The sequence below is a fragment of the Shewanella sp. MM_2022_3 genome, assembly GCF_022557375.1.
GTDB lineage: Bacteria > Pseudomonadota > Gammaproteobacteria > Enterobacterales > Shewanellaceae > Shewanella > Shewanella xiamenensis.
The window spans coordinates 23,137-48,760 of the sequence record NZ_JAKZGV010000032.1 but is presented as its reverse complement, the minus strand read 5'-3'; the positions used below and the strand labels follow the sequence as shown (position 1 = coordinate 48,760).

Genomic DNA, 25,624 nt, shown 5'->3' with positions numbered 1-25,624 from the left:
GTGTTATTTTTATTTTTGTGTTTGCCTACCACTATTTGTGATGTTTTAAAGGCTTAGATTGAAATTTGTTGGTTAATGTGGCTTTTATCACTGGATTTTATTTTTAGGTTGGACAAATTGTCCATGTGTAGTCTTGCTTTAAATAATACTAATTAAGACGCTTTGATTGAGTTTTTGGTGAATTGATAATGCGGTAGATCACAAATTGATAAATTACATAAAATAAAAACCGTCCAAGGAATATTCCTGGGACGGTTTTGAAAGATGCTTAATTTATATTGATTAAATTAAACGGTTTATATTAGTTAATTCCATTATCATTAATCATGACAGATTAATGATAATTAGTTTCTTACTAAATCCAGTTCTTTAATCAGATTATCGGCATGGTCAACTTCATCCATCATCCATAGGATATAACGAATATCCACGTGCACGGCACGGGTGATGGTGGGATTGAAGAACCAATCCTTAGTAATCGCTTCGTAGGTGGAGTCGAAGTTAAGTCCTACAAGTTCCCCTTTGCCGTTAAATACGGGTGAGCCTGAGTTGCCACCTGTGGTATCTACGCTCGATAAGAAGTTAACTGGTACTGAGTTGAATTCTTCTGGCTTGTCCAAACAAGAGAACAGACGGCAAATCCAGCCACGGGGATCTTGGTAGACAGATTTCACTAAGTGATCGCCAAAACGTTGCTCGTGAATCGCATCGAGCAATTTTTTCGGGGCATTATAGGGCTCAACACCGGTGTGCTTAGCTACTATCCCATCAAGACGTGTAAATGGCTGTTTGTACAGCGCATCGCGGGATTGATAACCATCGACCATACCGTAGCTGATGCGTAGCGTACCGTTAGCATCGGGATACACTGGCCAGTTGTTGGCTTTGTAGTAGTCGATAACGGCGGCCATGTAGGCTGGGCGAGCGGTAGACAATTTACCTGCAAGGATTTTTTCTGCTTTTTCCTGGGCCATATTGGTGTCATACAGCGCGACGGCAAGGCGGATAAACGGATCGCTGCTGGTTTCGAAGGCCTTGGCATCGGCGTCCATCCAGGCCAAACGTTGCGCTTGGTCTGTCAGAGTGGTCAGCGAATACAGGCCATCAAGTTTAGCCTCTAGACTGACGTTTTTATCGTCCAAATTCAGCATATTGTCTAAGGCCGCAACACGGTTTGGCTGCGATAAATAAGCATTTAAATCTTGTAACCAGAGGGTTTTATCGACTTTAACATCAAAACTAGAGTCGATACGTTTTAAGCGCGAGCTGAACATGGCTAAGTCGCGCTCTTGGTAACCGATTTCACGCTCGGCATCACTCTTTTGCTTTTCTTTCGCTAAGCGGTAGAGGTTGTTGGCCGCGGTGAGCAGTGTGCTCGATTGGGCGTTGGTGAAGTAATAATTGGTTTGGGTTTGCAGTTGCTGCTCGGCCAGTAACACTTCTAGTTCGCTGATAAGATTTTGATTAAGGCTAGAGTTTTTCTTTAACCAAGCCAGAAAGTCATCTTCACGCTGCTGCTTAATGCCGATGATATCCGTGGCTTTAAAGCCCGCCAGCAGACCGTTGAGCTTTTTCATCCGGTTCGCCATAGACGCCATATTGCCCGCATATTTAATCGCGATGTCGGCATCTTCCTGACCCATGGCTTCGATAGTATCAATCTGTAATTGATAGCGTTTTGCCTGAGTTGGATACAACCAATCACTGGCAAATTTAAGCTCGCTAGTGAGATTGTAACGGTTGGTCGTGCCAGGATAGCCTGCCACAAACACGCCATCGCCAGCTTTCACGCCATCGGCGTTCACTTTTAAATAGCTTTTGGGCGTATAAGGAATGTTATCTTCGCTGAAAGCCGCAGGTTTTCCGTCTTTACCCACATAAGCCCGTAGGAAGGCAAAATCACCCGAGTGGCGTGGATACTCGTAGTTATCAATATCACCACCGTAACCACCAACACTTTCAGGTGGTGCATACACTAGGCGCACATCGCGGATCATCAATTGCTTGATGAGGTAATATTCCAAGCCATTGTGGAAGCTGCGAACGTTACAGCGGTAGTTATCATCGGCTTCACAGCTTTTGATTAAGGCTTTACTGTGATTCTCAATCTCTTCGTAGCGTTTGAGTGGATCTTGACTTAGGTTTTTGGTGACCTCAGCGGTGACATTGGTCACGGCTTCGGTGATGTATAAACGCTCATTGGGACCGGCCGACGGTTCTTTATCCATTGACGTGGCTAAAAAGCCTTGTTCGAGATAGTTATGCTCTTTCTTAGTGTTATATTGTATCGCCTTGTAGGCACAATGATGGTTTGTCACAACTAGCCCTTGGGGCGAGACAAAACTGGCGGTACAATAGCCCAGCCCGACAACGGCGTTCATTGGATAACTGGTGAGATCGGCCAGCTTATCTGCGGGAATATCGATTCCACGCGCGCTGAGTTTGTCTGCAATAGAAGGCATTTGATAAGGTTGCCATTGCCCTTCATCGGCTGTTGCAATGCCAGAGGTCAGTACTAAGGCTGCAACCAATGCAATACGCATGTTCTTTCCTTATTTTTAGTTTGAGTATCCGTTGGGTGAGATAACAGGCCTGTGAAACCACCTGTTTGCTTGACGGGGTTTTATATCATATTTTGTTAAGTTGTTGGAAATCGGGAGTGTTAATGTCACAACAAGGTGCTTTTAAGCCTAAGAGTAAGCCAAGGGATTTGCAGGTCGATAGCCTCAAGCTACCGCCGCATTCAATTGAGGCTGAACAATCGGTATTAGGCGGCCTCATGTTAGACGCCGACGCTTGGGATAAAGTGGCTGAAACCGTAGTGAAGGAGGATTTTTATTCTCGCTCGCACCGGATGATTTTCGCCGCCATGCACCGTTTAGTCGAAACAGGCCAACCTATCGACTTAATTACGGTTTCTGAACAGCTTGAGCTTGAAAACCAACTTGAAGAAGCGGGCGGCTTTGCCTACTTGGGCGAGATTGCCAAAAACACCCCGAGTGCGGGCAACATTGTTTCCTATGCTGAAATTGTCCGTGAGCGCGCAGTCGTACGCGAGATGATCCGCGTTGCCCATGAGATTGCCGATGCGGGTTATAACCCTGAAGGCCGCGATTCCAGCGCTCTACTCGATTTAGCTGAGAGCAAAGTCTTTAAAATTGCTGAGCAGCGCACCAATGCTAACGAAGGCCCTGAAGGCATCAAAACCATTCTGGAAAAAACCGTTGATAAGATTGAGCAGCTCTACAACAATCCACACAATGGTGTAACCGGGGTATCGAGTGGCTTTACTGATCTCGATAAAATGACAGCAGGCTTTCAATCCGGCGACTTGATCATCGTGGCGGCGCGTCCGTCGATGGGGAAAACGACCTTTGCGATGAACCTGTGCGAACAGGCGGCGATGAATGAAGACAAGCCCGTGCTTATTTTCAGCCTCGAGATGCCCTCAGAACAGATCATGATGCGTATGTTGGCCTCTTTAGGGCGCGTTGATCAAACCAAAATCCGTACCGGACAACTCGATGATGAGGATTGGGCGCGGGTATCCTCGACCATGGGCATTATGCTTGAGCAAGGTAAGATGTATATCGATGATGGTTCAGGCTTAACGCCGACCGAAGTGCGCAGCCGTGCCCGCCGTATTGCCCGCGAGCATGGCGGATTATCGATGATCATGGTCGACTACTTGCAGCTGATGCAAGTGCCGGCATTATCGGACAATCGTACCCTTGAAATTGCTGAAATCTCTCGTTCTCTTAAGGCATTAGCTAAAGAATTAGAAATCCCCGTTATCGCACTTTCCCAGCTTAACCGCTCGCTCGAACAACGTGCCGATAAACGCCCTGTGAACTCGGACTTACGTGAATCAGGTTCTATTGAGCAGGATGCGGATCTCATCATGTTTATTTACCGTGATGAGGTGTATAACAACGACTCTCCCGATAAGGGCACGGCGGAAATCATTATCGGTAAACAGCGTAACGGCCCAATTGGACGTGTGCGCTTGACCTTCCAAGGCCAGTTTTCCCGTTTTGATAACTATGCAGGTCCTCAGTTTGAAGAAGATTAATTCCCGGTGTTAGAAGATAAGCAAAGCTTATGTATTCTTTTTATTTCCAGACTTTTCCAAATAGACAAGGCAAATTTTGAAACCTTTTCCTCGAGCAGAAATTAGCAGTACTGCACTGCAAAACAACCTCGCCGTTTTACGCCAGCAGGCGAGCAGCAGCCAAGTGATGGCGGTGGTGAAAGCCAATGGTTATGGTCATGGATTATTAAATGTCGCTCATTGTTTACATACTGCCGATGGCTTCGGCTTAGCCCGTTTGGAAGAGGCATTAGAACTGCGCGAAGGTGGTATTAAGGCGCGTTTATTATTGCTGGAGGGCTTTTTTCGCAGCACCGACTTACCTTTGTTGGTGGAGCACGATATCGATACTGTGGTGCACCACGAATCGCAAATCGAGATGTTAGAACAGGCAAACTTAACGAAGCCTGTCACCGTGTGGCTAAAAGTCGATTCGGGGATGCATCGTTTAGGGGTCACGCCTGAACAATTCACTGCGGTTTATGCGCGTTTGGCCGCCTGCGAAAATGTTGCCAAACCTGTTCATTTGATGACCCACTTTGCCTGTGCCGATGAGCCGGATAATCATTACACTCAAGTACAAATGCAAACCTTTAACCAGTTAACTGCGGATTTACCTGGGTTTAGAACCTTAGCCAACTCGGCGGGTGCGCTTTATTGGCCTAAAAGCCAAGGGGATTGGATCCGCCCAGGCATTGCGCTCTATGGCGTATCTCCTGTCACAGGAGATTGCGGTGCGAACCATGGTTTGATCCCCGCGATGAACTTAGTCTCACGTTTGATTGCTGTGCGCGATCATAAAGCGGGTCAACCCGTAGGTTATGGTTGTTATTGGACAGCCAAGCAAGATACTCGCCTTGGGGTTGTCGCTATTGGCTATGGTGATGGCTATCCGCGGAATGCGCCGGAAGGTACGCCTGTATGGATAAATGGCCGCAGAGTGCCGATTGTTGGCCGGGTATCTATGGATATGTTAACCGTAGATTTAGGCCAAGATGCGGCGGATCAAGTCGGTGATGATGTGCTACTTTGGGGGCAGGCTTTACCCGTAGAGGAGGTGGCCGAACACATTGGTACCATCGCCTATGAATTAGTGACTAAACTGACTCCAAGAGTAGCTGTTTGCTTAGCATAGTTTGCTCAAATTAGAATGACAAAACGGCGCAAATGCGCCGTTTTTCTTTATCTAGCATACAGTTAATCGATTTACTGATTTGGCTATCAGGTTCGCTCTTGTGGAGCAAAGCGTACCCGTTACAGCCAACCAAACATCCAATATTTTCCTACAAACTTATGATATTTAATTAATTTTCGAAGCAAACTTCGATAAATGCAGTTCCGTAAGAACTGGTAAATGGCATGATAATTTTGGTGCCGTTGGCTTTATGGGAAATTGTATGCCCTTGACCTGAAACGACCATTGGTGTTGCCATTTCGAATTCGTAACCCTTTTGTCCTAAAAGATTTTTTGCGCCCCCCGTAACCATATTAGTGATTTCACCCACCAGATCGGTTACTTCTTCATTTATTTTGCCGGGGTTTTCGCCCAGCATATTTTGCATGATTTGCAGTACCAGTTTTTGCTCAAACGTAATTGAAAGTGAGCCTTTGGTTTGTGGCCCAACCATACCAATCAAACCTGATACATCGCCTTTGGCTAAGTTGTCAGTTTTGATTTGGGGTTTACCTGGCGTGAGCTCTAGGCTGGCCATGGTCGAAATAACATTGAGCAGCGACTGCAAAAAAGGATTAATAAAATTGACGTTCATGCTTCAGTGTGTCCTCTTATGAACTTAAGCCTTATGGTCACCACGTAATTAAGGGTAGTCGAAAAGTGGCTTGACCACAGCAATCTTAATCACACTCTATCAGCTTAGATGACACAAATGGAAATGTGAGGTTAATTTCACGATTTTCTTGTTATTTATCGTAAAAGTCTTTTTACCAAAAGCCACGCTACAAGCGGTAAAAGAGTCGCGTATTCTGCATGCCCCCTCAATGAGTCCAAAGGCACGTTTCCACCGAAAGGTTGATGATTCGAATGAGCATGCCGTTAGGCTATAGTGCGATAGCTTGAATGTATGCGAAAGATTTTTGAAGGAAATTTTCATTTCTATCATAGGCGTATCTTTAACCCTACCAATGTAGCTACAGTCGTTTTGCTGTGCCTAACAACTATAAACGGCTTAAACTGTGATTTACATTAAATTATAATGTAAATGATAATAATTATTGATCACAAAAATAATTTTACATATATTAGCGGGCGATTAACAGGTGGGGGACATCTGTTACAGGGTTTAGTCCGCAACAGGAATGCTTTAAATGAAATTTGCAAAACGTCGCAATGGTCGAGTCACGCTTGGTGCCCATGTTTTAGGTTCGTTAACCATAGGGATGGCGGTTTCTGCTATCCCTGCTATGGCCGCGGAGCAGGCACAAGTCGCAGATAAAAAAGTTGAACATATTGAGGTCAATGGTGAGTACTTGGGTTATAACACCCGCAAAGTACAATCGGGTAAATTTACCGAAGACCTGCTCAATACTGCGAAAACTGTAACAGTCATCAATCAAGATCTGATCAAAGATATGGGCGCGCAGAGTTTTACTGATGCGCTACGAGCGACGCCTGGTATTACCTTGGGTACTGGCGAAGGGGGGAACCCCTACGGTGATAGGCCGTTTATTCGTGGATACGATGCTCAATCCTCTACTTTTATCAATGGTATGCGTAATGTGGGTTCACAAAGCCGTGAAACCTTTAACATTGAACAAATTGAAGTCCTGAAAGGCCCAAGCTCTGTCTATAACGGCCGTGGCGCGGTTGGCGGTAGCATTAACATTGTGACCAAAAAAGCTCAGGCTGAAGATTTTATTAACGCTGATGTTGCCGTGGGGACTGATGCCCTCAAACGTGCCAATGTTGATATTAACCATGTGATTACCGATGAAGCTGCGGTTCGTGTCAACATGATGGCTCACGATGCTGACACTCCTGGGCGTGATGAGGTCACAGGTAATCGTTGGGGCGTTGCACCGTCAGTTACCTTTGGGTTAACGACGCCAACTAAAGTGACCCTTGAATATTATCATTTTGAAAACCATGATATTCCTGATTATGGTATTCCCTACGATCAGGCGACAGGCAAACCTGCCAATGTCGATCCCGACAATTTCTATGGCTTATTATCGCGGGATTTTCGCGATACGATGGACGATACAGCTTCGGTGTTGATCAGCCATGATTTTAACAACGACATGCAGTTCACTTCGACGTCTATCTATAGCCGTAACAGCAATTACTATATTGTGACTAACCCAGACGACACCACTGGCAACGTGGCTAATGGTTATGTTTGGCGAAACACTAAGTCGCGCCATTCGGTGACAAAGACCCTAGCGACTCAATTGCAACTCTCGGGTGAAGCAAAACTTGCAGGAATGACTAACCGTTTTGCAGTCGGGACTGAACTCAGTAACGAACGTACTAGCAATTTGAGTTACACCGTCGATACGGGCAATGGTCGCAACGCGGGTTGTAATCAGGCAATGCTGGATAACTACAACTGTACGTTGCTGGATAATCCGAATCCCCACGATCCTTGGGTTGGTACGATTACACTCGGTACCGATGCGACAGTGACTGAAACTGATACTCGCTCTATCTATGCCTTTAATACGATTGAGTTAACTGAAGCATGGATGGTTAACGCAGGTATCCGCTGGGATGACTATAACACCAGTGCTGAGAACTCAACCTCTCGATTCAGCAATGATGCTGATTTCTTCAACTACCAATTGTCGGTGCTATATAAGCCCGCAGAAAATGGCAGTATCTACGCTGCGTGGGGCACTTCCTCTAATCCACCTGGCACGTCTAACGGAGATGGGGCAGATCGTCTTGGCAGCACTAACGCCGATTTAGAACCAGAAGATACCGAAAGCTACGAGTTAGGCACTAAATGGGATCTTTGGGAGGGTCGTTTATCTCTGAATGGCTCTGTATTCCAAATCGAGAAAAACAATGCCCGCGTTGCAACCTCTGGCGATCGTAATGCGCCACAGGAAAACGTCGGCGAGCAAAAAGTCAAAGGCTTTGAAATCGGCTTTTCCGGTGACTTTACTAAAGATTGGCATGGTTTTGGTGGTTATACGTATTTGGACGCTACCCTCGAAAGCAATGGTTACAACGCTGCGCTTAATGGTAATCGCTTCCCTAATACAGCCAAAAATAGTCTTAGCTTATTCACAACTTACGATATTACCGAGCAGTTAACGGTCGGCACGGGTGCCTATTATATGGACAAAGTGTATGGCAATACGGCTAATACGCTGTCAATTCCGTCTTACTGGCGTTTTGATTTGACCTCATCCTATAAGATGAGCGAATTCTTGACCTTACGCCTGAACGTTCAAAATCTAACGGATGAGCGTTATTACGATAAAGCGTACACCGCGCACTTTGCCAATATGGCGCCTGGACGTTTGGTGATGTTAAGTGCCGATATGCACTTTTAATATCAGTGAATGACGATTTGAATGGCAGCCCTAGGGCTGCCTTTGATGTTTATGCTTTCCTTAAGGTTTGAAGATGCTTATTGAAATTCCTCATGTTTTTTCTAAACAAGAAGTCAATCAGTTACGTGAACAACTCGATGCTCGCACTTGGATTGATGGCAATCAAACCTCAGGCGTGATGGCGAGTACCCGTAAGCGCAATCAGCAGTTGGATAAAGACGATCCTGTTGCGATTGGCATCGGTGAATTGATTATGGAGCGCTTGTTAGCTCATCCTTTATTTGTCTCGGCAGCACTTCCATTACAGTTTTATCCGCCCTTGTTTAATCGTTATCAAGGTGGAGAAACCTTTGGCTATCATATCGATAATGCAATTCGCTCGACGAGTGACGGTATGGTGCGTACCGATCTGTCAGCCACCTTATTTTTAAGCGAACCAGACACTTATCAGGGTGGTGAGTTGGTCATCCAAGATACCTATGGCCAGCAAAGCATTAAGCTGGCGGCGGGATCTTTGGTGTTATACCCGTCAACGAGTTTACATCAGGTTACGCCTGTCACATCAGGTGAGCGAACCGCCGCCTTTATGTGGCTACAGAGCATGGTGCGCGATGAGGGGCAGCGCCGCTTGTTATTTCAACTCGATCAATCGATTCAATCTTTGACGTCGCAGGCCGCGCCTGAACAAGAGCTGTTTAATCTAACGGGTGTTTATCATAACTTGCTCAGGCGTTGGAGTGAGTTGTAGTGATATCGAGCTAGGCTTCTCTCCCTGCTTAATCTCCACAAAGCAGGCGGTTTAGGGTATAATCCCGCTTGCTCTGAGGGGCAATAAAACAGTAAACGTTAACTCGTTTACTGTTTTTCCATTTTTAAGCTTAAGGCTTATTGGCAATCTGCGACTCAAATTAGGACTCTTTGCTCCTCTGAGTGGCAACTTATTCGCAAATTTTAATTACTTGAGTCGATAGTCACGTGTTGAAAAATAATCTTAATGATGGTCTACAGCTCGACCGCACCTTTTCCATTGCACCGATGCTCGATTGGACGGATCGTCATTACCGTTATTTTGCGCGTTTAATGTCGGCCAATGCCTTACTGTATACCGAGATGGTGACCACCGGCGCGATTTTGCATGGCCGTGGCGATTATCTTGCCTATAACCAAGAGGAACATCCTCTGGCATTGCAGTTGGGTGGCTCGAATCCTGCTGAACTTGCTCGCTGCGCCAAACTTGCCGCCGAGCGCGGTTATGATGAAGTGAACCTCAATGTGGGCTGTCCTTCGGATCGGGTGCAAAATGGTCGCTTTGGTGCCTGTTTGATGGCTGAACCTGAGCTGGTGGCTGAATGTGTCGATGCCATGAAGCAAGTGGTTGATATTCCTGTGACGGTAAAAACGCGCATCGGGATCGATGAGCAGGATAGCTATGAGTTTTTGACTCACTTTATTGATACTGTCATGGCTAAGGGCTGTGGTGAGTTTATTATCCATGCGCGTAAGGCTTGGCTGCAAGGCTTAAGCCCGAAAGAGAATCGTGAGATCCCGCCCTTAGACTACGAACGTGTGTATCAGCTCAAACGTGATTATCCGACGCTTAATATCAGCATTAACGGTGGCATCACTAGCCTTGAACAGGCCCAAACCCACTTGCAGCACTTAGATGGTGTGATGGTTGGACGTGAGGCTTACCAGAATCCTTATATGTTGTCGCAGGTTGACCAACTGCTCTGCGGCAGCCAAAAGGCGGTGATTAGCCGTGAGGCTGTGATTGAGGCGATGGTGCCCTATATTGAGGCTCACTTGCAGGCGGGCGGACGCCTAAATCATATCACTCGCCATATGATTGGCTTATTCCAAGGTTTGCCTGGTGCCCGTGCGTGGCGTCGTTATTTAAGCGAAAACGCCCATAAAAACGGTGCGGGCATAGAGGTGGTAAAGCAGGCTTATTTGAGTATTCAAACAGAAATAATTGCTCAATAATCATTCGATTTAAAAAGTGGTGAGATTCACTAAACGTTGTAGTATTTTTCACCACTTTACCTTTCCTAAATATCTCGCTTATCTCGTTCTAGCTTAAAATAAATTTTTAAATATAATTAAATTAGTATGTTAGGGTTTGTTTGATAAGTTGGCACGCCCTTTGTAATAGTCCCTATGTCAAGTTAATCAATCGAAAGGGACGACATCATGTTTACTTCAAATGTTAAAAAATCAGTTCAAGCAAGTGTGTTATTCGGTGCATTAATGGCGAGTGTTACAGCACATGCTGAAGCGGCTCCTGTATCTGATGTTATGAGCGCCATTGAGCAAACTCTTAGCACCCAAGCGCAGGAGTTGTTAGTGAATACAAAGCGTGAATTGGTGTTATCGCTACAAACGCAACTGGCTGAAAGTATCTATGACTTTAATAGTCAACTAACACTGAGCGCGGATACCCAAACTGATTCGGCAACCACAGGTGAATTGAGCGCGAATAAGTAAGGATCTGCCTATGTGGTTTGTAGCACCTCTAATGACTTTGCTACTGCTACCAGTGATTAGCCTCGCGTTGTTTTCAGGCATTATCTGCTGGTTTCAGTGGCATAGTGTCAGCGATAAGTAACTCATAAAATTTTGGAGTTCAAAATGAAACGAGCGCAAATACGAATGAACAATTCACAACGTTTGGTCTGTGGTGTTGCATCAGGTATGGCGTGGCAATTTGGTTGGTCCTGTTTTTGGACGCGAGTGGTATGGGCGGGGGCAATTCTGTTTATGCCAGGCGTGAGTCTACTGGTGTATTTTGTGTTGGCTTTGCTTGTAGAACAATGGAAAAGACCGATTTAAGCCAAGTTTTTGTACTCTAGATTGTGGGACATTAATGGGACAGCCTATACACGTTTATGGCCACAATCGTTAGCGAGATGCTATCAACAAGAGGGCACATTGACCCTCATGCCAATAATGAGCACTTGCTAAGTGAGTATCACTTTTTAAGAAAAGCCTGGAATCTGGCTTTTGCTTCATCACTTTTAAGTCTTGCACTAAATTGTTCTAATTCTTGATGCATTTGGTGTTGCACACGGTTTTTATGTGGTCGCATCAACTGACGGGTAATTTGCAGCGCCTGCGGTGGTTGATTGGCTAGTTTTTTCGCTTGGTTAAAGGCATAAACCAATAACTCTTCTTGGGCGATCACATCGTTAATGATGTTCAGTCTGTGGGCGGTATCAGCATCAAAACTTTCTCCGAGCAGCAATAATTCAGCTGCTTTTTGATAACCCACTAATTCGGGTAGGAGTAAACTCGCGCCCGCTTCAGGGACCAAGGCTAAATTAACAAAGGGCAGTTGAAACTTAGCTGTATTGTCTGCGTAAACTAAATCGCAATGCAGTAGCACAGTGGTACCAATACCAACAGCCGCACCAGAAACGGCAGCGACCAGTGGTTTTTTGAGCTCTAATAAACAAAATAAGAAGCGTACCGCAGGATGGTTTGGCCCTAAGTCACTATTTTTCAAAAAGTCTGCAACATCATTGCCCGAGGTGAAACAATTATCTTCACCATGGAGCATAAAGGCACGAATGTCGTTGTCTGCTTCACCTTCGATCAGGTATTCTGTCAGTTGTTTATACATATTAAGATCAAGTGCATTGCGTTTATCTGGGCGATTAAAGCTGATAACACGAACGCCCTGATCATCCCGAACCTGTATATGACTCATGGGTTGTTTTCCTTTACGACGACATTGGGTAGACATGGAGTTTAAGACATTGAAACCGATATTCAAACAGATGTTTAATTGTGTTGCCTTATCCTGTGCTTCATTTTCTGTTTTCGCCAACGTAGTGATGACTGAAGGTCATGTACGTGCAATGCCTGATACCGTTCCAAATACTGCCGCTTACTTTACGCTCGAAAATCACAACGATAAAGCCGTACGCTTGATTGGCGTGACAACCGACGTAGCGAACGAAGCGCAATTGCATACCATTATTGAAGAGCAAGGTATGGTAAAAATGCGCCATGTTGAAGGCTTTGATATTCCATCCCATGGAAAATTAACCCTGATGCCATCGGGGGAGCATGTCATGCTAATTGGGCTTAAGGCTCCATTAGTGTTAGATCAGCAAGTTAAGCTGCAATTAGAGTTTAACGATGGCGAAAAAATGACGATTACATTGCCTGTCGCTAAGCAGGCCGAGAATGCTGCTGAACCCGAGCATCATCACCATCATTAAGGAGTCGCTTGATGCAAATCACATGGAAGAAGGTTACTGGAGTTAGTTTATGCGTTGTTTTAATTGGTTATGTTGTGAGTGTCTGGTGGAGTATCGAGCCTGATCCGCTGACGCCACAACAGCTTACTGCCACAGAAAAGAATGTTGTTGGTTATGCGACCACAACCTCTTTGATTATGACCGTTGAAACGCTGCTGGATAAGCAAGGTGGTTGGCTATCGAATGATGTTATGCCACCCTCAATCTTTATGGATAACATGCCCGCCTTTGAGTATGGCGCTTTAGAGCAAGCGCGTGATTTGGCGCTGATTATGCGTAAAGAGTTTAGCCGTTCACAGTCGCAATCTACCGCTGATAAAGATTTGAGTGAAGCGCAGGCTAAGTTAAACATCGACCATACCAGTTGGTTAGTGCCGAGTGCTGAAAGCGAATACCGCGATGGTATTAAGCTACTTAAGTTGTACCGGGCGCGAATGATGGACCCGAATAATCAAGATGCACAGTTTTATGCCCGCGCAGATAACCTTAATGAGTGGCTCAAAGAAGTGCAAAAACGTTTAGGCAGTATGTCGCAACGGTTATCTGCAAGTGTAGGTCAAGAACGTCTTAACACCGATTTAGCGGGGGATAATGCTGCGCGTCAATCAACCCCTAATTTAGCCAGCCATCAGGTGAAAACCAGCTGGTGGAAAATTGATGATGTGTTTTATGAGAGCCGTGGCGCCTCATGGGCATTACTGAATTTTATGCGTGCAGTTGAAGTCGATTTTGCTGACGTGCTGAAAAAGAAAAATGCTGAAGTGAGCCTAAAACAGATCATTCGTGAACTAGAGGCAACTCAGCAAACGGTTTGGAGCCCTGTTGTGCTTAATGGCAGTGGTTTCGGTCTAGTCGCTAATCATTCATTGGTTATGGCTAACTATGTATCCCGTGCAAATGCCGCGGTGATTGATTTAACGAACTTGCTATCTCAAGGTTAATTATGAAAAAAATACTCCTGGCCAGTGCAGTATTAGGCTGCATAATGGCTACATCAGCTCACGCGGCCACTGTGGTTGGTTTTAAAATAGGTGGCGATTATTGGCGCGCCGATACTAGCGGTACTTTTTCCGATAAAGGTCAGCCACAACAAGGTTTTGACTACAGCTCATCAGCGCAGGGTAGCTATTGGTTTGCCGTTGAACACCCACTGCCTTTTGTGCCAAATCTGAAAATTCGTGAAAACAGTCTTGATCAAAAAGGTAGCTTGGCGAACGCTGATTTCAGCTTTAATGGTCATGATTTTAAAGGTAATGTGACCAGTTATACCGATCTGAGCAACACCGATTTTGTGTTGTATTACGAACTGCTGGATAACGATATTTTATCTTTTGATTTGGGCGCAGCTTATAAGTTGATGAATGGCTCTCTGCGTGTCCAAGATGCAGGTCATCCAGAAGAGAAAGACGTAGATAGCGGAATTGTTATGGGGTACGCCAGTACCCATGTGAGCATGCCGGGTTTAGGCTTATTTGGCTTTGCAGATTTAATGCTTGGGGTGAATGAGTCGAATGTACATGATTATGCGGTCGGTTTAGGCTGGCAGTTTGATGGTGTTGCGGTGGATACCCGTGTGCGCGTTGGCTATCGTGAGTTTGCCTTTGATGTGAATAATTTCTCTGGCATTAGTGCTGACTCAAAGTTTGATGGCTATTTCGCTGGCGTCGAAATTGACTTCTAAGTCGTAATTCTGACAATAAAAAACCGCCAATCTTGGCGGTTTTTTTATTGGACAATATTGCTTAACTTATTCAGCTTTTAGGCCGTTGTTAATAGCAATAACATCATCTTCGTTTAATGTACCCGCTGCTTGTTTCAGTGCAACAATCGAGTTGATGTAGCTGTAACGCGCATCTGATAATTTACGTTTTGAGTCGTACAGATCGCGTGTACGGTTCAATACGTCAACAATAGTACGAGTACCAACTTCGAAGCCTGCTTGCGTAGCCTTTAATGCACTTTCAGATGAAATTACAGACTGTTCGTAAGCACGGATAGAGCTGATTGACGCCCCCACGTTGTTGTAGTTATTACGAACGTTTTTCACTACGCTACGGTAGGTTTGTTCCAACTTCTCGCTTGCCTCAACATATTGGAACTGCGCTTCTTTGACTTGTGATGAGACTTTAAAGCCTTCAAAAATCGGAATACTTAAGTTAATGCCTGCGCTCATGTTGTCAAAATCAGGTTCATTCGAATTACCTAATTTTTGCTCTAAACCTTTGCTATAACCAGCATTTAAGCTTAGTGATGGCATATGGCCTGCTTTATAGAGGCTAATGGTCTCTTGAGCGATATCTTTGCCAATACGTTGAGTCATTAGATCGACGCTATTGGTCTCGGCAATTTTTAACCAATCACTAGATGAACTCGGTGCTGGTGTGACTGCAGAGAAGCGGTTAGTGTCGAGTACGTTTAAGGCTTTGTGATCGATACCCGTGATTTCGCGCAGTGCTTCATAACTATTGGCAAGGGTATTTTCTGCCAAAATTTCAGAGGCTGAGGCTAAGTCATATTGTGCTTGAGCTTCATGAACGTCAGTAATCGCAGTTAAACCAACGGCAAAACGTTGTTTAGTTTGCTCAAGTTGACGCTCAATCGCGCGTTTTTCTGCACCTTGGAACTCGTAGTTATCTTTGGCTGTTAATACATCAAAGTAGGCTTTAGTCACGCGAGTGATCAAATTTTGCAGTGCCGATGCATAGGTTGAGTCAGCTTGAGAAGCGGCTTTCTCCGCAAGGCTTAAACCTACCCAAGCACTATGGTCATAAATGACTTGATTGAGCTTTAGGTTGCCAGTCAGGCCGCTGCTATCATCTCGAGGATCATTCCATGCCTTGTCATAGCCCACGTTTGCACTGATAGTCGGTAACAGTGGCGCACGATTTTGTTCAATCTTTTCAAACAAAGCGTTACGTTGCGCTTGCGCTTGCAACACGAGTGGGTCACTTGTCAGTGCCTGTTGATAAATTTGCAGTAAATCATCTGCTTGAACCGCAGGAGCGGAAGCGGCTAGAGTTAATGCTACGCATAGAGAACGGATCTTAAATTTCATTTGCTGTCCTTATTAGACAAAATCTCCAAAAGGAGAAATATATAACTTCGTTTAGACTAAGTAATGCCTTTACCAAGGCGGTTTGCGCTTCCCGACGCTTCCCGATACAGCTAAAACTTAATGACGTAGAGTCTAAAAACTCCCACACGTTCAAGTCAACTGCGAAGTGTAACAGATTTTATTTAAAAATGAGCCAAATTGCCTTGATAATAGGCGAAAATTTAACTGTTAAGGATAAGATATGAAGCCTCAGGTTTTTTCGCAAACAGATATTGAAATCCTCGAAAAAAAATCGCTATATCAAGGCTTTTTTGCCTTAGAGCAATTTACCTTCAAACATAAGCTATTTGCTGGAGGCTGGAGTCAGCCAGTCACCCGTGAGGTCTTTGAACGTGGCCATGCAGTCGTTGTGCTGCCCTATGATCCTAAGTGCGATAAGGTTGTGTTGATTGAGCAAGTTAGGTTTCCTGCATTAGCAACCACTAAATCTCCTTGGCTTATGGAGTTAGTCGCGGGTATGATTGCGCCCGACGAAACGCCAGAGGATGTCGCGCACCGCGAGTTGTTAGAAGAAACTGGTTTGACCGCTCGCCACATCCATTTTGTGAGCAGTTATCTTGCAAGCCCTGGTGGCAGTACTGAACGTTTCTATTTTTATTGGGCTGAGGTGGATTCATCACAAGCCCAAGGTTTGCATGGATTAGCTGACGAACACGAAGATATTCGATTGCATGTTGTAGACCGTGAGGTTGCCTATCACGGTGTCGTTAATGGCGAAATAGACAATGCATCGACCGTTATTGGATTGCAGTGGTTGCAATTAAACTATCAGCAACTGGTTTAGGTTGGAAAAGGTTTGGCGCATTCAACATCACATCAAAAACCGCGTTATCAACCCAACGTGAGCGACTTTTTAGCGCTATGCGGGCGTAACTATGGCTACATGCAAAAGTGGTTGCCACTGGATATTGCTGTGGGTCAATCTTGGCAACTTGAAGGTGAATTTGGTGTATTAGTTATCCGTATTTTAGAAAATACCAAATATACTCAATTAGTTGAAATCTCACGCCCACTACAAATAGTGGAGTTTGTTAATATTCCCAAGGTGTTAGTGAGAATTTATCATGATGCTAAATTAGCAGAAGTGTTAACTGGTCAACAGATTTACCAACTGCGCCCAGTGTATGATTATCCCAATTTACGTATGTATCATAGTGATGAGAAGTACCAGGTAAATGCATTCCTGGGAGAATTATTGAAGATTGGTGGCCAACAACGTTTGGTTTGCCAGTCTTAGAATTGGGTATTCAATGTGCTGAAAGAGGCTATCTCTTACTCTGTAGCTGATGAAAGTGTGCGCATAGTGCAAGTCACTGACCCGCACCTCTTTGCCGATCCTGAAGCTCAGCTACTTGGTGTTAATACCAGCAAAAGTTTGGCCGCGGTACTCAATACCATCCGCGCCGTTAATTACCCTGCGCATCTTATGCTTGCCACAGGTGATTTAAGTCAAGATTATTCCCCTGAGTCTTATCGCCAATTTGTGTCAGCGGTCGCCCCGCTCAATTTACCTTGCCATTATCTTCCGGGTAATCATGATGATCCGCGGATCATGTTTTTGCATATGCAGGGCGAGCGGATTTTTGGCCAGCAACGTATTTTAGTTGGTAAATGGCAAATTTTGATGCTGGATTCCACCGTGAGAGGAAAACCTGGTGGTCATATGGCCGCGAGTCAATTCGAACTCATTGAACAGGCTATAGCCGCACATCCAGACCGCCATACTTTACTGGTGATGCATCATAATCCTATTTTGGTTAATTGTGCTTGGTTAGACCAACACTGCATGGATAATGGGACGGAATTTTTAAAGCGTGTCGCTCAATACCCGCAGGTCAAAGCTTTGCTTTGGGGTCATGTGCATCAACAATTGGATAGCCTTTACGATGGTCCCCATGGTGCGTTGCAATTAATGGCGACACCTTCTACTTGTATCCAGTTTAAACCGCAATCGCCTTATTTTGCCCTCGATGGACTGCAACCCGGTTATCGTTTGCTGGAGCTCAAGGCCGATGGTAGCATCAGCACTAATGTGTATCGCGTACCGGGAAATCTGTTTTCCCCCGATAAAGATTCCAGCGGTTATTAACGCGAGTGACCGCAGCTTGAGGAACTATGCTGCTCTATATTCACGGATTCAACAGTTCTCCTTTCTCTGATAAAGCGGTGATGACGGCACAATATATGGCCGAGCATCACCCGTCCGTCACTTTTCATCAGCCACAGTTACCCAATACACCCAAAGCAGCGATGGCCTTACTACAGCGCTATGTTGAGGAGGCTTTGCAAGCGGGTGAGCCGCTTAACTATATTGGCTCGTCCTTAGGTGGTTATTTTGCCAGTTACTTGGCTGAGTATTATGGTGGCCGAGCCGTGTTGGTTAATCCGGCAGTAAAACCCTTTGAACTGTTTGATGAATTTATGGGGCCGCAATTTAACCCTTATACCGAAGAGCATTATCAGGTATTACCAGAGCATAAGCAGGAAGTGGCTGAATTTAATACGGCTGTTATCCGCAATCCCGATCGTTTTTTGGTACTATTGCAAACGGGCGATGAAGTGCTGGATTATCGCGAAGCGCTACATAAATATCATCATTGCCAATTACGGATTGAATCCGGTGGTGATCACAGTTTTGTGGGTTATGAGCGATATCTGCAAACTGTAAGCCAATTTTTACACTTACCTTGACAAATCGTCATCCACAGCCGCAACATGGCCGGATATAACAACCTATAGCGTACACTATGACTAATCAATACACCTCTGACGCCATTGAAGTTCTTAACGGACTTGACCCAGTTAAACGCCGTCCAGGTATGTATACCGATACCAGCCGACCTAACCATTTAGGCCAAGAGGTCATAGATAACAGTGTCGATGAAGCCTTAGCTGGCCATGCCACTAAAATCGAAGTTGTGCTCCACACAGATAACTCGCTGGAAGTCACTGACGATGGTCGTGGTATGCCAGTGGATATTCATCCCGAAGAAGGTATTCCAGGGGTCGAGCTGATCCTGACTAAACTGCATGCCGGCGGTAAATTTTCAAATAAAAATTATCAATTCTCTGGTGGTTTGCATGGTGTAGGGATTTCAGTGGTTAACGCCCTGTCTCGCAGAGTTGAAGTCACTGTGCGCCGAGATGGCCAAGTGTATGATATGGCTTTCGAAAATGGTTTTAAAGTCGAAGAACTACGAGTCAGTGGTACCTGCGGTCGGCGCAATACCGGTACTCGAGTACATTTTTGGCCTGATGCGAGTTATTTTGATTCGGCGAATTTCTCCAATTCCAAACTTATTTATTTACTGCGTGCCAAAGCAGTATTGTGCCCCGGTCTTAGAATTAAATTCACTAATAAGCACACTAACGAAGTGCATGAGTGGTACTACGAGAGTGGCTTAACCGATTATCTTAAGACGGCGGTAGGCGATAATATCATGCTGCCGGAAGAGCCTTTTATCGGTAGTTTTAAGGGGCAAATTGAGGCGGCAGATTGGGCTATTACCTGGTTGCCAGAGGGCGGGGAGTCGATCAACGAAAGTTATGTGAACTTAATCCCAACGCCATTGGGTGGCACCCATGTGAATGGCTTTCGCCAAGGTTTGCTAGAGTCGATGCGTGAGTTTTGTGAGTTTCGTAATCTCATCCCCCGCGGGATTAAGCTCTCTCCTGAGGATATTTGGGATCGCGCAGCCTTCATTCTGTCAGTGAAAATGCAAGACCCGCAGTTTGCGGGACAGACAAAAGAGAAGCTTTCGAGCCGTCAAAGCTCAGCCTTTGTTTCAGGTATCGTGCGTGATGCATTTTCGCTTTGGTTAAATTCGAATACCGAATTAGCCGAGTCATTGGCTGAAATGTGTATTAATAACGCGCAAAAACGCTTAAAAGCAGCCAAAAAAGTCGCCCGTAAAAAAGTCACATCAGGTCCCGCATTACCGGGTAAATTGACCGATTGTAGTGGCCAAGATCCAATGCGCGGCGAACTCTTCCTTGTGGAAGGGGATTCTGCGGGAGGCAGTGCTAAACAGGCTAGAGACCGTGAGTTTCAAGCTATTATGCCGCTACGTGGTAAAATCTTAAATACGTGGGAAGTGGATGCATCTCAGGTATTAGCGTCGCAGGAAGTACATGATATTTCGGTGGCAATTGGTTGTGATCCCGATAGCAATGATATTTCTGAGTTAAGGTATGGCAAAATCTGCATCCTCGCCGACGCCGATTCCGATGGATTGCATATTGCGACTTTACTCTGTGCACTGTTTCTGAAACATTACCGAGTGTTGGTTGAGCAGGGGCATGTTTATATCGCCATGCCGCCACTGTTCCGTATCGATATAGGTAAAGATGTTTATTACGCTTTAGATGAGGCTGAAAAAGAAGGTATTCTCGATCGTATCAGCGCTGAGAATAAAAAAGGTAAAGTTCAAGTAACACGCTTTAAAGGTCTGGGTGAAATGAATCCACTACAATTGCGTGAAACGACAATGGACCCTAATACTCGCCGTTTAGTGCAGTTAACTATTGATGATGCGGAAGAAACTGATTCTCTTATGGATATGCTGTTAGCTAAGAAGCGTTCACCCGATCGTAAAAACTGGCTCGAAGATAAGGGTGACATGGCGGTACTTTAATGTTGTGCACTATTGCCGATAACAATAACACTTAGGCATAAAGAAAATTACCATGTTGTATATTAAAACGAATAATTATAAATGTTTAAAGGTGTTCTCTGCCTATTGGACCCTACTGGTGAGTATGGCTTTGTTACCGATCCAGACGGCGATTGCAGGGTCTCAGTCGATCATGATTACCGTCTCAAAGGGATTTGGTTTATCGCTCTATGCTTCCGATCTTGGGGATGCCAAACAGATTGCGATGGGGGCAAATGGCACCTTATTTGTCGGCTCCAATAAGAGTGGCACAGTGCATGCACTTGTTGATAGTAACCAAGATGGTCGTGTAGACAAGCGTTATGTCATCGCCAAGGGGTTAGAGTCTCCCGATGCGATTGCGTTCCATAATGGTGATCTGTTTGTGGCAACTGAAAACCGAATTGTCCGCTTTATTGATATCGAGCAGCGCTTACGCCGTCCAAGTCGTCCTAAAGAGATTTATAGCGATTTACCAGAGTCAGATAAGAAAAGTGCACGAGCGATGAATTTTGGTCCTGATGGCAGGCTCTATGTCTCTATCGGTGCACCTTGTAACGTGTGTGAAGCTAGCGCGCCCTATAGCAGTATTATTGCGATTAATGTGGATACCGGCGCCAGTGAGCAAATTGCGTCAGGAATTCGCGATGTGACAGGTTTTGACTGGTCTCCTCAAGACGGCAAATTGTGGTTTGCCGATCAAGGACGTGATTGGATGGGCGATAACTTACCCCCCGATGAGATTAACCGCATCGATGTGGCGGGCAGCCATTATGGCTTTCCGTATTTACACGCATCATCCGTGGTCGAACCTGCCTATGAAAAGCCAAAAAATTTAAAAATTTCTGTACCGATATACGAACTTCCAGCACACGTTGCGCCAACGGGACTGGCATTTTACCGTGGTAAGCAATTCCCAGAAATCTATCATAACCAATTGTTTGTTGCTGAAAATGGTTCTTGGAACCGTTCAAGCAAAGTCGGTTATCAAATCGTCATGTTGAAGCTTGAGAATCAACAGGTGGTCAGCCGCGAAACCGTAGTGAGTTTTCTCGACGGTGAGTTTCCTGTCGCCCGCCCCTATGGATTATTGTCCGGTGAAGATGGGGCCATGTACATTTCGGATGATTTGAAAGGTAACCTGTATCGACTGTTCTATAGGGATGGCGATAATACTGAAGAACCACAGGAACTAGAAGAAAATGAGTGACGCAATCAAGTTAAGCTTGGATGGCGTAGAGCAGATGCCATTGCGGCGCTTTACCGAAGAAGCTTATCTGAATTATTCCATGTACGTCATTATGGACCGAGCCTTACCCCATATTGGTGATGGCCTTAAACCCGTACAACGACGGATTATTTATGCTATGAGCGAGCTTGGTTTATCGGCTCAATCAAAGCATAAAAAATCAGCTCGTACAGTGGGTGACGTATTAGGTAAGTACCATCCCCATGGCGATAGTGCCTGCTATGAGGCGATGGTGCTGATGGCGCAGCCATTTTCCTATCGTTATCCATTGGTAGATGGTCAAGGAAACTGGGGGGCACCAGACGATCCTAAGTCATTTGCAGCAATGCGTTATACCGAGGCGCGCCTGTCGAAGTTTTCTGAGCTGTTATTATCTGAGCTGGGACAAGGTACGGTTGACTGGGGGGCAAACTTCGATGGCACGTTAAAAGAGCCCAAAGTGCTGCCTGCACGTTTACCCCATATTTTGCTCAACGGGATCACTGGTATTGCGGTGGGCATGGCGACAGATATACCGCCACATAATGCCAGAGAGTTAGTGAATGCCTGCGTTGCGCTTTTGGACGATCCCAAACTCGACCTTGCGCAGTTGATGGCCTATGTGCCAGGGCCTGATTATCCTACAGAAGCTGAGATCATCACCCCGTCTGCCGATATTGCCAAAATCTATGAAACTGGGCGTGGCTCCTTAAAAGCCCGTGCGGTTTATACTGTCGAAGCCGGTGAAATAGTGATCACCGCGCTACCACATCAGGCGGGTAGTGGTAAGATTTTAGAGCAGATTGCTGCTCAAATGCAGGCGAAAAAATTGCCTATGGTTGCTGACTTGCGTGATGAGTCTGACCATGAAAATCCCGTTCGCTTAGTGATTGTACCGCGCTCAAATCGCGTCGATTGCGATCAACTGATGGCGCACTTGTTTGCGACTACCGATCTTGAGAAAAGTTTTAGGGTAAACCTTAACGTACTGGGCCTTGATGGTCGTCCAAGAGTTAAGGGCCTAAAAGACTTACTCACCGAATGGCTTGAGTTTCGTGTCGATACCGTAAGACGTCGCCTAGAATATCGTTTAGATAAAGTGTTGGCGCGTTTACATATCCTTGAAGCGTTAATGATCGCTTTTCTCAATATTGATGAAGTCATTGAGATCATTCGTTTTCATGATGAGCCCAAAGCGGAGTTGATGGCGCGTTTTAACCTGACAGACAAGCAGGCTGAGGCCATCCTCGAGTTAAAATTACGCCATTTAGCTAAGTTAGAAGAATTTAAGATCAAAGCTGAGCAGGACGAACTGGAAGCTGAACGTGAAAAGTTAGAGCAATTATTAGGTTCTGAACGCCGCTTAAAAACCTTAATAAAGAAAGAATTAATCCAAGATGGTGAGACCTATGGCGATGATCGCCGCTCTCCTATTGTAGAACGCCATGAGTCCCGCGCCTTAACAGAGCAAGAGCTTACCCCGAGTGAACCTGTGACTGTGGTGTTATCAGAGAAAGGTTGGGTGCGTTGTGCTAAGGGCCATGATATTGATGCCGAGTCTTTATCCTATAAGGCGGGCGATCAATATCTCTGTAGTGCTATCGGGCGCAGTAATCAGGTGGCAGTGTTTATTGATTCATCCGGTCGCGCCTTTGCCACCGATAGTCATAGTCTGCCATCGGCTCGTACCCAAGGTGAGCCCATTACTACGCGCTTTAATATGGCATCTGGTGAGACCATGCAGCATGTTATTTTGGGGGAAGACGAGCAATGCTTCCTCTTAGCAACCGATGCGGGTTATGGGTTTATATGTACTTTCAATGACATGGTGTCTCGTAATAAGGCGGGTAAAGCGCTATTGAGCTTACCGACGAATGCCAAGTCTTTACCACCCAAACCGATTGATCGTAATCGAGAGATGTCTATCCTTGCCATCACCAATGAAGGTCGTATGCTACTGTTTTCATTGGAAGCATTGCCGCAATTATCCAAGGGTAAAGGTAATAAGATTATCGGTATTCCAAGCGAGCGCGCTAAAAACCGTGAAGAGTTAATGACACATTTACAACTTGTGCCAGCAGATACTCCAGTTACCTTGTGGGCGGGTAAGCGCAAACTCACACTTAAACCAAGTGATTTAGAGCATTATCGCGGTGAGCGCGGACGTCGTGGGGCAAAATTACCACGTGGATTACAGCGTGTTGATAGTGTGGAATTAGGCGAAGGTGCTGAGGTCTTGCCTAGCATTTAACTGTTAATTTGAGGCTGCGTAAGAGGTAGCCAGCTCAAGTTATCAAAACCGTTAATCAAAGCCACTCAAGTTTCACTGGAGTGGCTTTTTTATTCTCAGAGTTATGCGCTACAGAGTCACTTTTCTTAAATACAAGACATAAAAAAACCTACCGCTTGCGGTAGGTTTTTATTAGCGAATATCCGTAAGGATATTAGAAGTCGTAACGTACGCCTACAGAGAATACGTTGTCGTCTTGTAGGTCTACTTTGTTACCTGCTACGACATGGTCACCACGGTACATTGCGTATTGACCGTATACCATAGTTGATTTAGAGAAACGGTAGTCAGCACCCACGTTGAAGTTTTGTACGCTGATGTCTGCGCCTTTTAACAGGTTTGTACCAGTGGTAACGTTTTTGTAGTAGTTACCAAAGCCCGTTTCATCAAAGCCGTATTCGGCTTTCAGGTTAACACCGTTTAAAGTGTAAACAACGTTAACAAAGTAAGTGTTACCATCTACTGAGCTATCAGTTACGCTTTCAGAGTTTTGGAATAAACCACCCACTTTGAAATCGCCAAATTTAACTTGTGCTACACCACGGTATGCATCAACACCCGCAATACCTTTGTTATAGGCAACTGCTAAATAGTAGTTTTGATCTTTGAACTTGCTATCACCCAGCGTTGCACTCAGAGCGTATAAGCTTTCGGTGGTTTTTGCAGTAGTGTCATTATCATCGAACAGGTAAGTGGCGTTTAAGGTCACTAAATCAGCGATTTTTGGTGAGTAGTACCATACACCATCTGCGCTACGAGTTTGTGCGCTGACTAAACGGTCGATATCGGCGTTGGTGTTACCAAATACGTCTACGTTACCTTCTGCTTGTTTGAATACAGTGTCATTACGACCCACTAATACAGTACCTGCATTAGTTTTTAAACCTAAGAAAGTGTTACGAGCTTTGAACACATCACCTGAGCCAGAAGTGTTTTCAACTTGGAATTCCATTTGATAAACAACATCATAGCCATCAGCGATTTTCTCAGTACCTTTAACACCTAACAGTGAGAAGTTGTTTTCTAAATAGGTACCAGCATTGTTTTCATCAGCATAGTTTTTAGTATCAACACCATTGGTGCCTGATTGTAGAGTTGCACCTGTTTCAGTATTAGTTAATGCAAGCTCTAAACGACCATAGAAGCTTGGGCCTTCGGCTAGCGCACCGAATGAAGCCAGCGCTAATACTGATGCAACTGATGCAGAGATGAATGTCTTTTTCATGTTTTGTGCTCCCTCGAACCTAAGTTCTTATCCATTTTTCATGGTTTTTGTGTGGTTTAACACGTTTGTTACAGAAATAAGTAACAAAGTTGCCGCCGATTTTTACAGTTTTATGCCTTGCAGGCTGTGTCATAGATCAAGTTTTTAGCTCTCCTTGTCTGTATTCGGGGTTTTTTAGGACATTTCCCTATCACTTGACCGAAAATCGGCGTGTAAGAGATAAAACTGTATTTTTGGCATACTA

22 protein-coding genes are annotated in these 25,624 nt (G+C 45.1%); 17 read left to right on the top strand and 5 right to left on the bottom strand.

Features of this window, described 5'->3' with window-relative positions; genetic code table 11:
* Window positions 1–344 precede the first annotated feature (344 nt).
* Window positions 345–2,543: a S46 family peptidase gene (locus MMG82_RS15130; protein ID WP_241407041.1), complete on the bottom strand. Its 2,199-nt coding sequence runs from the start codon at window positions 2,541–2,543 to the stop codon at window positions 345–347.
* Window positions 2,544–2,665: 122 nt separating this feature from the next.
* Here MMG82_RS15130 and dnaB point away from each other — a divergent pair, with 122 nt between their 5' ends.
* Window positions 2,666–4,072, top strand: coding sequence for a replicative DNA helicase (gene dnaB, locus MMG82_RS15125; protein ID WP_037422109.1), 1,407 nt, complete (start codon window positions 2,666–2,668; stop codon window positions 4,070–4,072).
* 76 nt (window positions 4,073–4,148) lie between these two features.
* A complete protein-coding gene (gene alr, locus MMG82_RS15120) occupies window positions 4,149–5,225 on the top strand; it encodes an alanine racemase (RefSeq protein ID WP_037422110.1) in 1,077 nt (358 codons plus the stop codon).
* A 169-nt stretch (window positions 5,226–5,394) separates the two neighbouring features.
* Here the strand turns inward: alr and MMG82_RS15115 are convergent, their stop codons facing one another.
* The gene (locus MMG82_RS15115) at window positions 5,395–5,859 is read right to left on the bottom strand and encodes a chemotaxis protein CheX (protein WP_037422113.1); all 465 of its coding nucleotides are present in this window, start codon (window positions 5,857–5,859) and stop codon (window positions 5,395–5,397) included.
* 556 nt (window positions 5,860–6,415) lie between these two features.
* Between MMG82_RS15115 and MMG82_RS15110 the strand changes: the two genes are divergently transcribed.
* The 5 genes from MMG82_RS15110 to MMG82_RS15090 all read left to right on the top strand — a co-directional run bounded on the left by MMG82_RS15110 (window position 6,416) and on the right by MMG82_RS15090 (window position 11,437).
* Complete coding sequence (locus MMG82_RS15110; protein ID WP_172591515.1) at window positions 6,416–8,608, top strand: TonB-dependent siderophore receptor; 2,193 nt, start codon at window positions 6,416–6,418, stop codon at window positions 8,606–8,608.
* A 73-nt stretch (window positions 8,609–8,681) separates the two neighbouring features.
* On the top strand, window positions 8,682–9,356 hold the full coding sequence (locus MMG82_RS15105; RefSeq protein ID WP_047539335.1) for a Fe2+-dependent dioxygenase: 675 nt from the start codon (window positions 8,682–8,684) through the stop codon (window positions 9,354–9,356).
* 227 nt (window positions 9,357–9,583) lie between these two features.
* Window positions 9,584–10,591 (top strand): tRNA dihydrouridine(20/20a) synthase DusA, encoded by a 1,008-nt coding sequence (dusA, locus tag MMG82_RS15100; protein ID WP_047539336.1) that lies wholly within the window; start codon window positions 9,584–9,586, stop codon window positions 10,589–10,591.
* Window positions 10,592–10,798: 207 nt separating this feature from the next.
* Window positions 10,799–11,092 (top strand): hypothetical protein, encoded by a 294-nt coding sequence (locus tag MMG82_RS15095; protein WP_037422125.1) that lies wholly within the window; start codon window positions 10,799–10,801, stop codon window positions 11,090–11,092.
* A gap of 144 nt (window positions 11,093–11,236) precedes the next feature.
* Window positions 11,237–11,437 carry a PspC domain-containing protein gene (locus MMG82_RS15090; protein WP_037422129.1) on the top strand — a complete coding sequence of 67 codons (201 nt, stop codon included), beginning with the start codon at window positions 11,237–11,239 and terminating at the stop codon, window positions 11,435–11,437.
* A 139-nt stretch (window positions 11,438–11,576) separates the two neighbouring features.
* On the opposite strand, the gene MMG82_RS15085 is transcribed toward MMG82_RS15090, so the two are convergent.
* On the bottom strand, window positions 11,577–12,314 hold the full coding sequence (locus MMG82_RS15085; protein ID WP_037422131.1) for an enoyl-CoA hydratase-related protein: 738 nt from the start codon (window positions 12,312–12,314) through the stop codon (window positions 11,577–11,579).
* Window positions 12,315–12,348: 34 nt separating this feature from the next.
* On the opposite strand from MMG82_RS15085, the gene MMG82_RS15080 reads away from it, so the two are divergent.
* The 3 genes from MMG82_RS15080 to MMG82_RS15070 are packed head-to-tail and all read left to right on the top strand — an operon-like array spanning window position 12,349 to window position 14,551.
* Window positions 12,349–12,831 carry a copper chaperone PCu(A)C gene (locus tag MMG82_RS15080; RefSeq protein ID WP_037428023.1) on the top strand — a complete coding sequence of 161 codons (483 nt, stop codon included), beginning with the start codon at window positions 12,349–12,351 and terminating at the stop codon, window positions 12,829–12,831.
* Between the two features lie 11 nt (window positions 12,832–12,842).
* Window positions 12,843–13,811, top strand: a complete 969-nt coding sequence (locus MMG82_RS15075) for a DUF2333 family protein (RefSeq protein ID WP_037422138.1) — start codon at window positions 12,843–12,845, stop codon at window positions 13,809–13,811.
* A 2-nt stretch (window positions 13,812–13,813) separates the two neighbouring features.
* A complete protein-coding gene (locus MMG82_RS15070; protein ID WP_037428021.1) occupies window positions 13,814–14,551 on the top strand; it encodes a TIGR04219 family outer membrane beta-barrel protein in 738 nt (245 codons plus the stop codon).
* 66 nt (window positions 14,552–14,617) lie between these two features.
* Here the strand turns inward: MMG82_RS15070 and tolC are convergent, their stop codons facing one another.
* A complete protein-coding gene (gene tolC / locus MMG82_RS15065) occupies window positions 14,618–15,925 on the bottom strand; it encodes an outer membrane channel protein TolC (RefSeq protein ID WP_037422145.1) in 1,308 nt (435 codons plus the stop codon).
* A gap of 241 nt (window positions 15,926–16,166) precedes the next feature.
* Between tolC and nudF the strand changes: the two genes are divergently transcribed.
* The 7 genes from nudF to parC are packed head-to-tail and all read left to right on the top strand — an operon-like array spanning window position 16,167 to window position 24,116.
* Window positions 16,167–16,769 (top strand): ADP-ribose diphosphatase, encoded by a 603-nt coding sequence (nudF, locus tag MMG82_RS15060; RefSeq protein ID WP_037422148.1) that lies wholly within the window; start codon window positions 16,167–16,169, stop codon window positions 16,767–16,769.
* Window positions 16,770–16,781: 12 nt separating this feature from the next.
* Entirely contained in the window at window positions 16,782–17,222 is a 441-nt protein-coding gene (locus MMG82_RS15055) for a DUF1249 domain-containing protein (RefSeq protein ID WP_037422150.1), read from the top strand.
* A 15-nt stretch (window positions 17,223–17,237) separates the two neighbouring features.
* Window positions 17,238–18,074 carry a 3',5'-cyclic-AMP phosphodiesterase gene (cpdA, locus tag MMG82_RS15050; RefSeq protein WP_037422153.1) on the top strand — a complete coding sequence of 279 codons (837 nt, stop codon included), beginning with the start codon at window positions 17,238–17,240 and terminating at the stop codon, window positions 18,072–18,074.
* Window positions 18,075–18,100: 26 nt separating this feature from the next.
* A complete protein-coding gene (locus tag MMG82_RS15045) occupies window positions 18,101–18,676 on the top strand; it encodes a YqiA/YcfP family alpha/beta fold hydrolase (protein WP_172591514.1) in 576 nt (191 codons plus the stop codon).
* Between the two features lie 56 nt (window positions 18,677–18,732).
* Window positions 18,733–20,619, top strand: a complete 1,887-nt coding sequence (gene parE, locus MMG82_RS15040; RefSeq protein WP_037422159.1) for a DNA topoisomerase IV subunit B — start codon at window positions 18,733–18,735, stop codon at window positions 20,617–20,619.
* Between the two features lie 52 nt (window positions 20,620–20,671).
* Window positions 20,672–21,847, top strand: a complete 1,176-nt coding sequence (locus MMG82_RS15035; RefSeq protein ID WP_172587646.1) for a PQQ-dependent sugar dehydrogenase — start codon at window positions 20,672–20,674, stop codon at window positions 21,845–21,847.
* Window positions 21,840–24,116: a DNA topoisomerase IV subunit A gene (gene parC / locus MMG82_RS15030; RefSeq protein WP_037428012.1), complete on the top strand. Its 2,277-nt coding sequence runs from the start codon at window positions 21,840–21,842 to the stop codon at window positions 24,114–24,116. The genes MMG82_RS15035 and parC overlap by 8 nt, the downstream gene beginning before the upstream one ends.
* Before the next feature lie 193 nt (window positions 24,117–24,309).
* Here the strand turns inward: parC and MMG82_RS15025 are convergent, their stop codons facing one another.
* Complete coding sequence (locus MMG82_RS15025) at window positions 24,310–25,380, bottom strand: porin (RefSeq protein WP_037428011.1); 1,071 nt, start codon at window positions 25,378–25,380, stop codon at window positions 24,310–24,312.
* Between the last annotated feature and the right edge of the window lie 244 nt (window positions 25,381–25,624).

What these genes read in the sequence shown, in the direction of transcription:
- MMG82_RS15130 (WP_241407041.1), bottom strand. Translation starts at nt 2,543, where the DNA reads ATGCGTATTGCATTGGTTGCAGCCTTAGTACTGACCTCTGGCATTGCA.
- dnaB (WP_037422109.1), top strand. Translation starts at nt 2,666, where the DNA reads ATGTCACAACAAGGTGCTTTTAAGCCTAAGAGTAAGCCAAGGGATTTG.
- MMG82_RS15115 (WP_037422113.1), bottom strand. Translation starts at nt 5,859, where the DNA reads ATGAACGTCAATTTTATTAATCCTTTTTTGCAGTCGCTGCTCAATGTT.
- MMG82_RS15110 (WP_172591515.1), top strand. Translation starts at nt 6,416, where the DNA reads ATGAAATTTGCAAAACGTCGCAATGGTCGAGTCACGCTTGGTGCCCAT.
- MMG82_RS15105 (WP_047539335.1), top strand. Translation starts at nt 8,682, where the DNA reads ATGCTTATTGAAATTCCTCATGTTTTTTCTAAACAAGAAGTCAATCAG.
- MMG82_RS15095 (WP_037422125.1), top strand. Translation starts at nt 10,799, where the DNA reads ATGTTTACTTCAAATGTTAAAAAATCAGTTCAAGCAAGTGTGTTATTC.
- MMG82_RS15090 (WP_037422129.1), top strand. Translation starts at nt 11,237, where the DNA reads ATGAAACGAGCGCAAATACGAATGAACAATTCACAACGTTTGGTCTGT.
- MMG82_RS15085 (WP_037422131.1), bottom strand. Translation starts at nt 12,314, where the DNA reads ATGAGTCATATACAGGTTCGGGATGATCAGGGCGTTCGTGTTATCAGC.
- MMG82_RS15080 (WP_037428023.1), top strand. Translation starts at nt 12,349, where the DNA reads ATGGAGTTTAAGACATTGAAACCGATATTCAAACAGATGTTTAATTGT.
- MMG82_RS15075 (WP_037422138.1), top strand. Translation starts at nt 12,843, where the DNA reads ATGCAAATCACATGGAAGAAGGTTACTGGAGTTAGTTTATGCGTTGTT.
- MMG82_RS15070 (WP_037428021.1), top strand. Translation starts at nt 13,814, where the DNA reads ATGAAAAAAATACTCCTGGCCAGTGCAGTATTAGGCTGCATAATGGCT.
- tolC (WP_037422145.1), bottom strand. Translation starts at nt 15,925, where the DNA reads ATGAAATTTAAGATCCGTTCTCTATGCGTAGCATTAACTCTAGCCGCT.
- nudF (WP_037422148.1), top strand. Translation starts at nt 16,167, where the DNA reads ATGAAGCCTCAGGTTTTTTCGCAAACAGATATTGAAATCCTCGAAAAA.
- MMG82_RS15045 (WP_172591514.1), top strand. Translation starts at nt 18,101, where the DNA reads ATGCTGCTCTATATTCACGGATTCAACAGTTCTCCTTTCTCTGATAAA.
- parE (WP_037422159.1), top strand. Translation starts at nt 18,733, where the DNA reads ATGACTAATCAATACACCTCTGACGCCATTGAAGTTCTTAACGGACTT.
- MMG82_RS15035 (WP_172587646.1), top strand. Translation starts at nt 20,672, where the DNA reads ATGTTGTATATTAAAACGAATAATTATAAATGTTTAAAGGTGTTCTCT.
- parC (WP_037428012.1), top strand. Translation starts at nt 21,840, where the DNA reads ATGAGTGACGCAATCAAGTTAAGCTTGGATGGCGTAGAGCAGATGCCA.
- MMG82_RS15025 (WP_037428011.1), bottom strand. Translation starts at nt 25,380, where the DNA reads ATGAAAAAGACATTCATCTCTGCATCAGTTGCATCAGTATTAGCGCTG.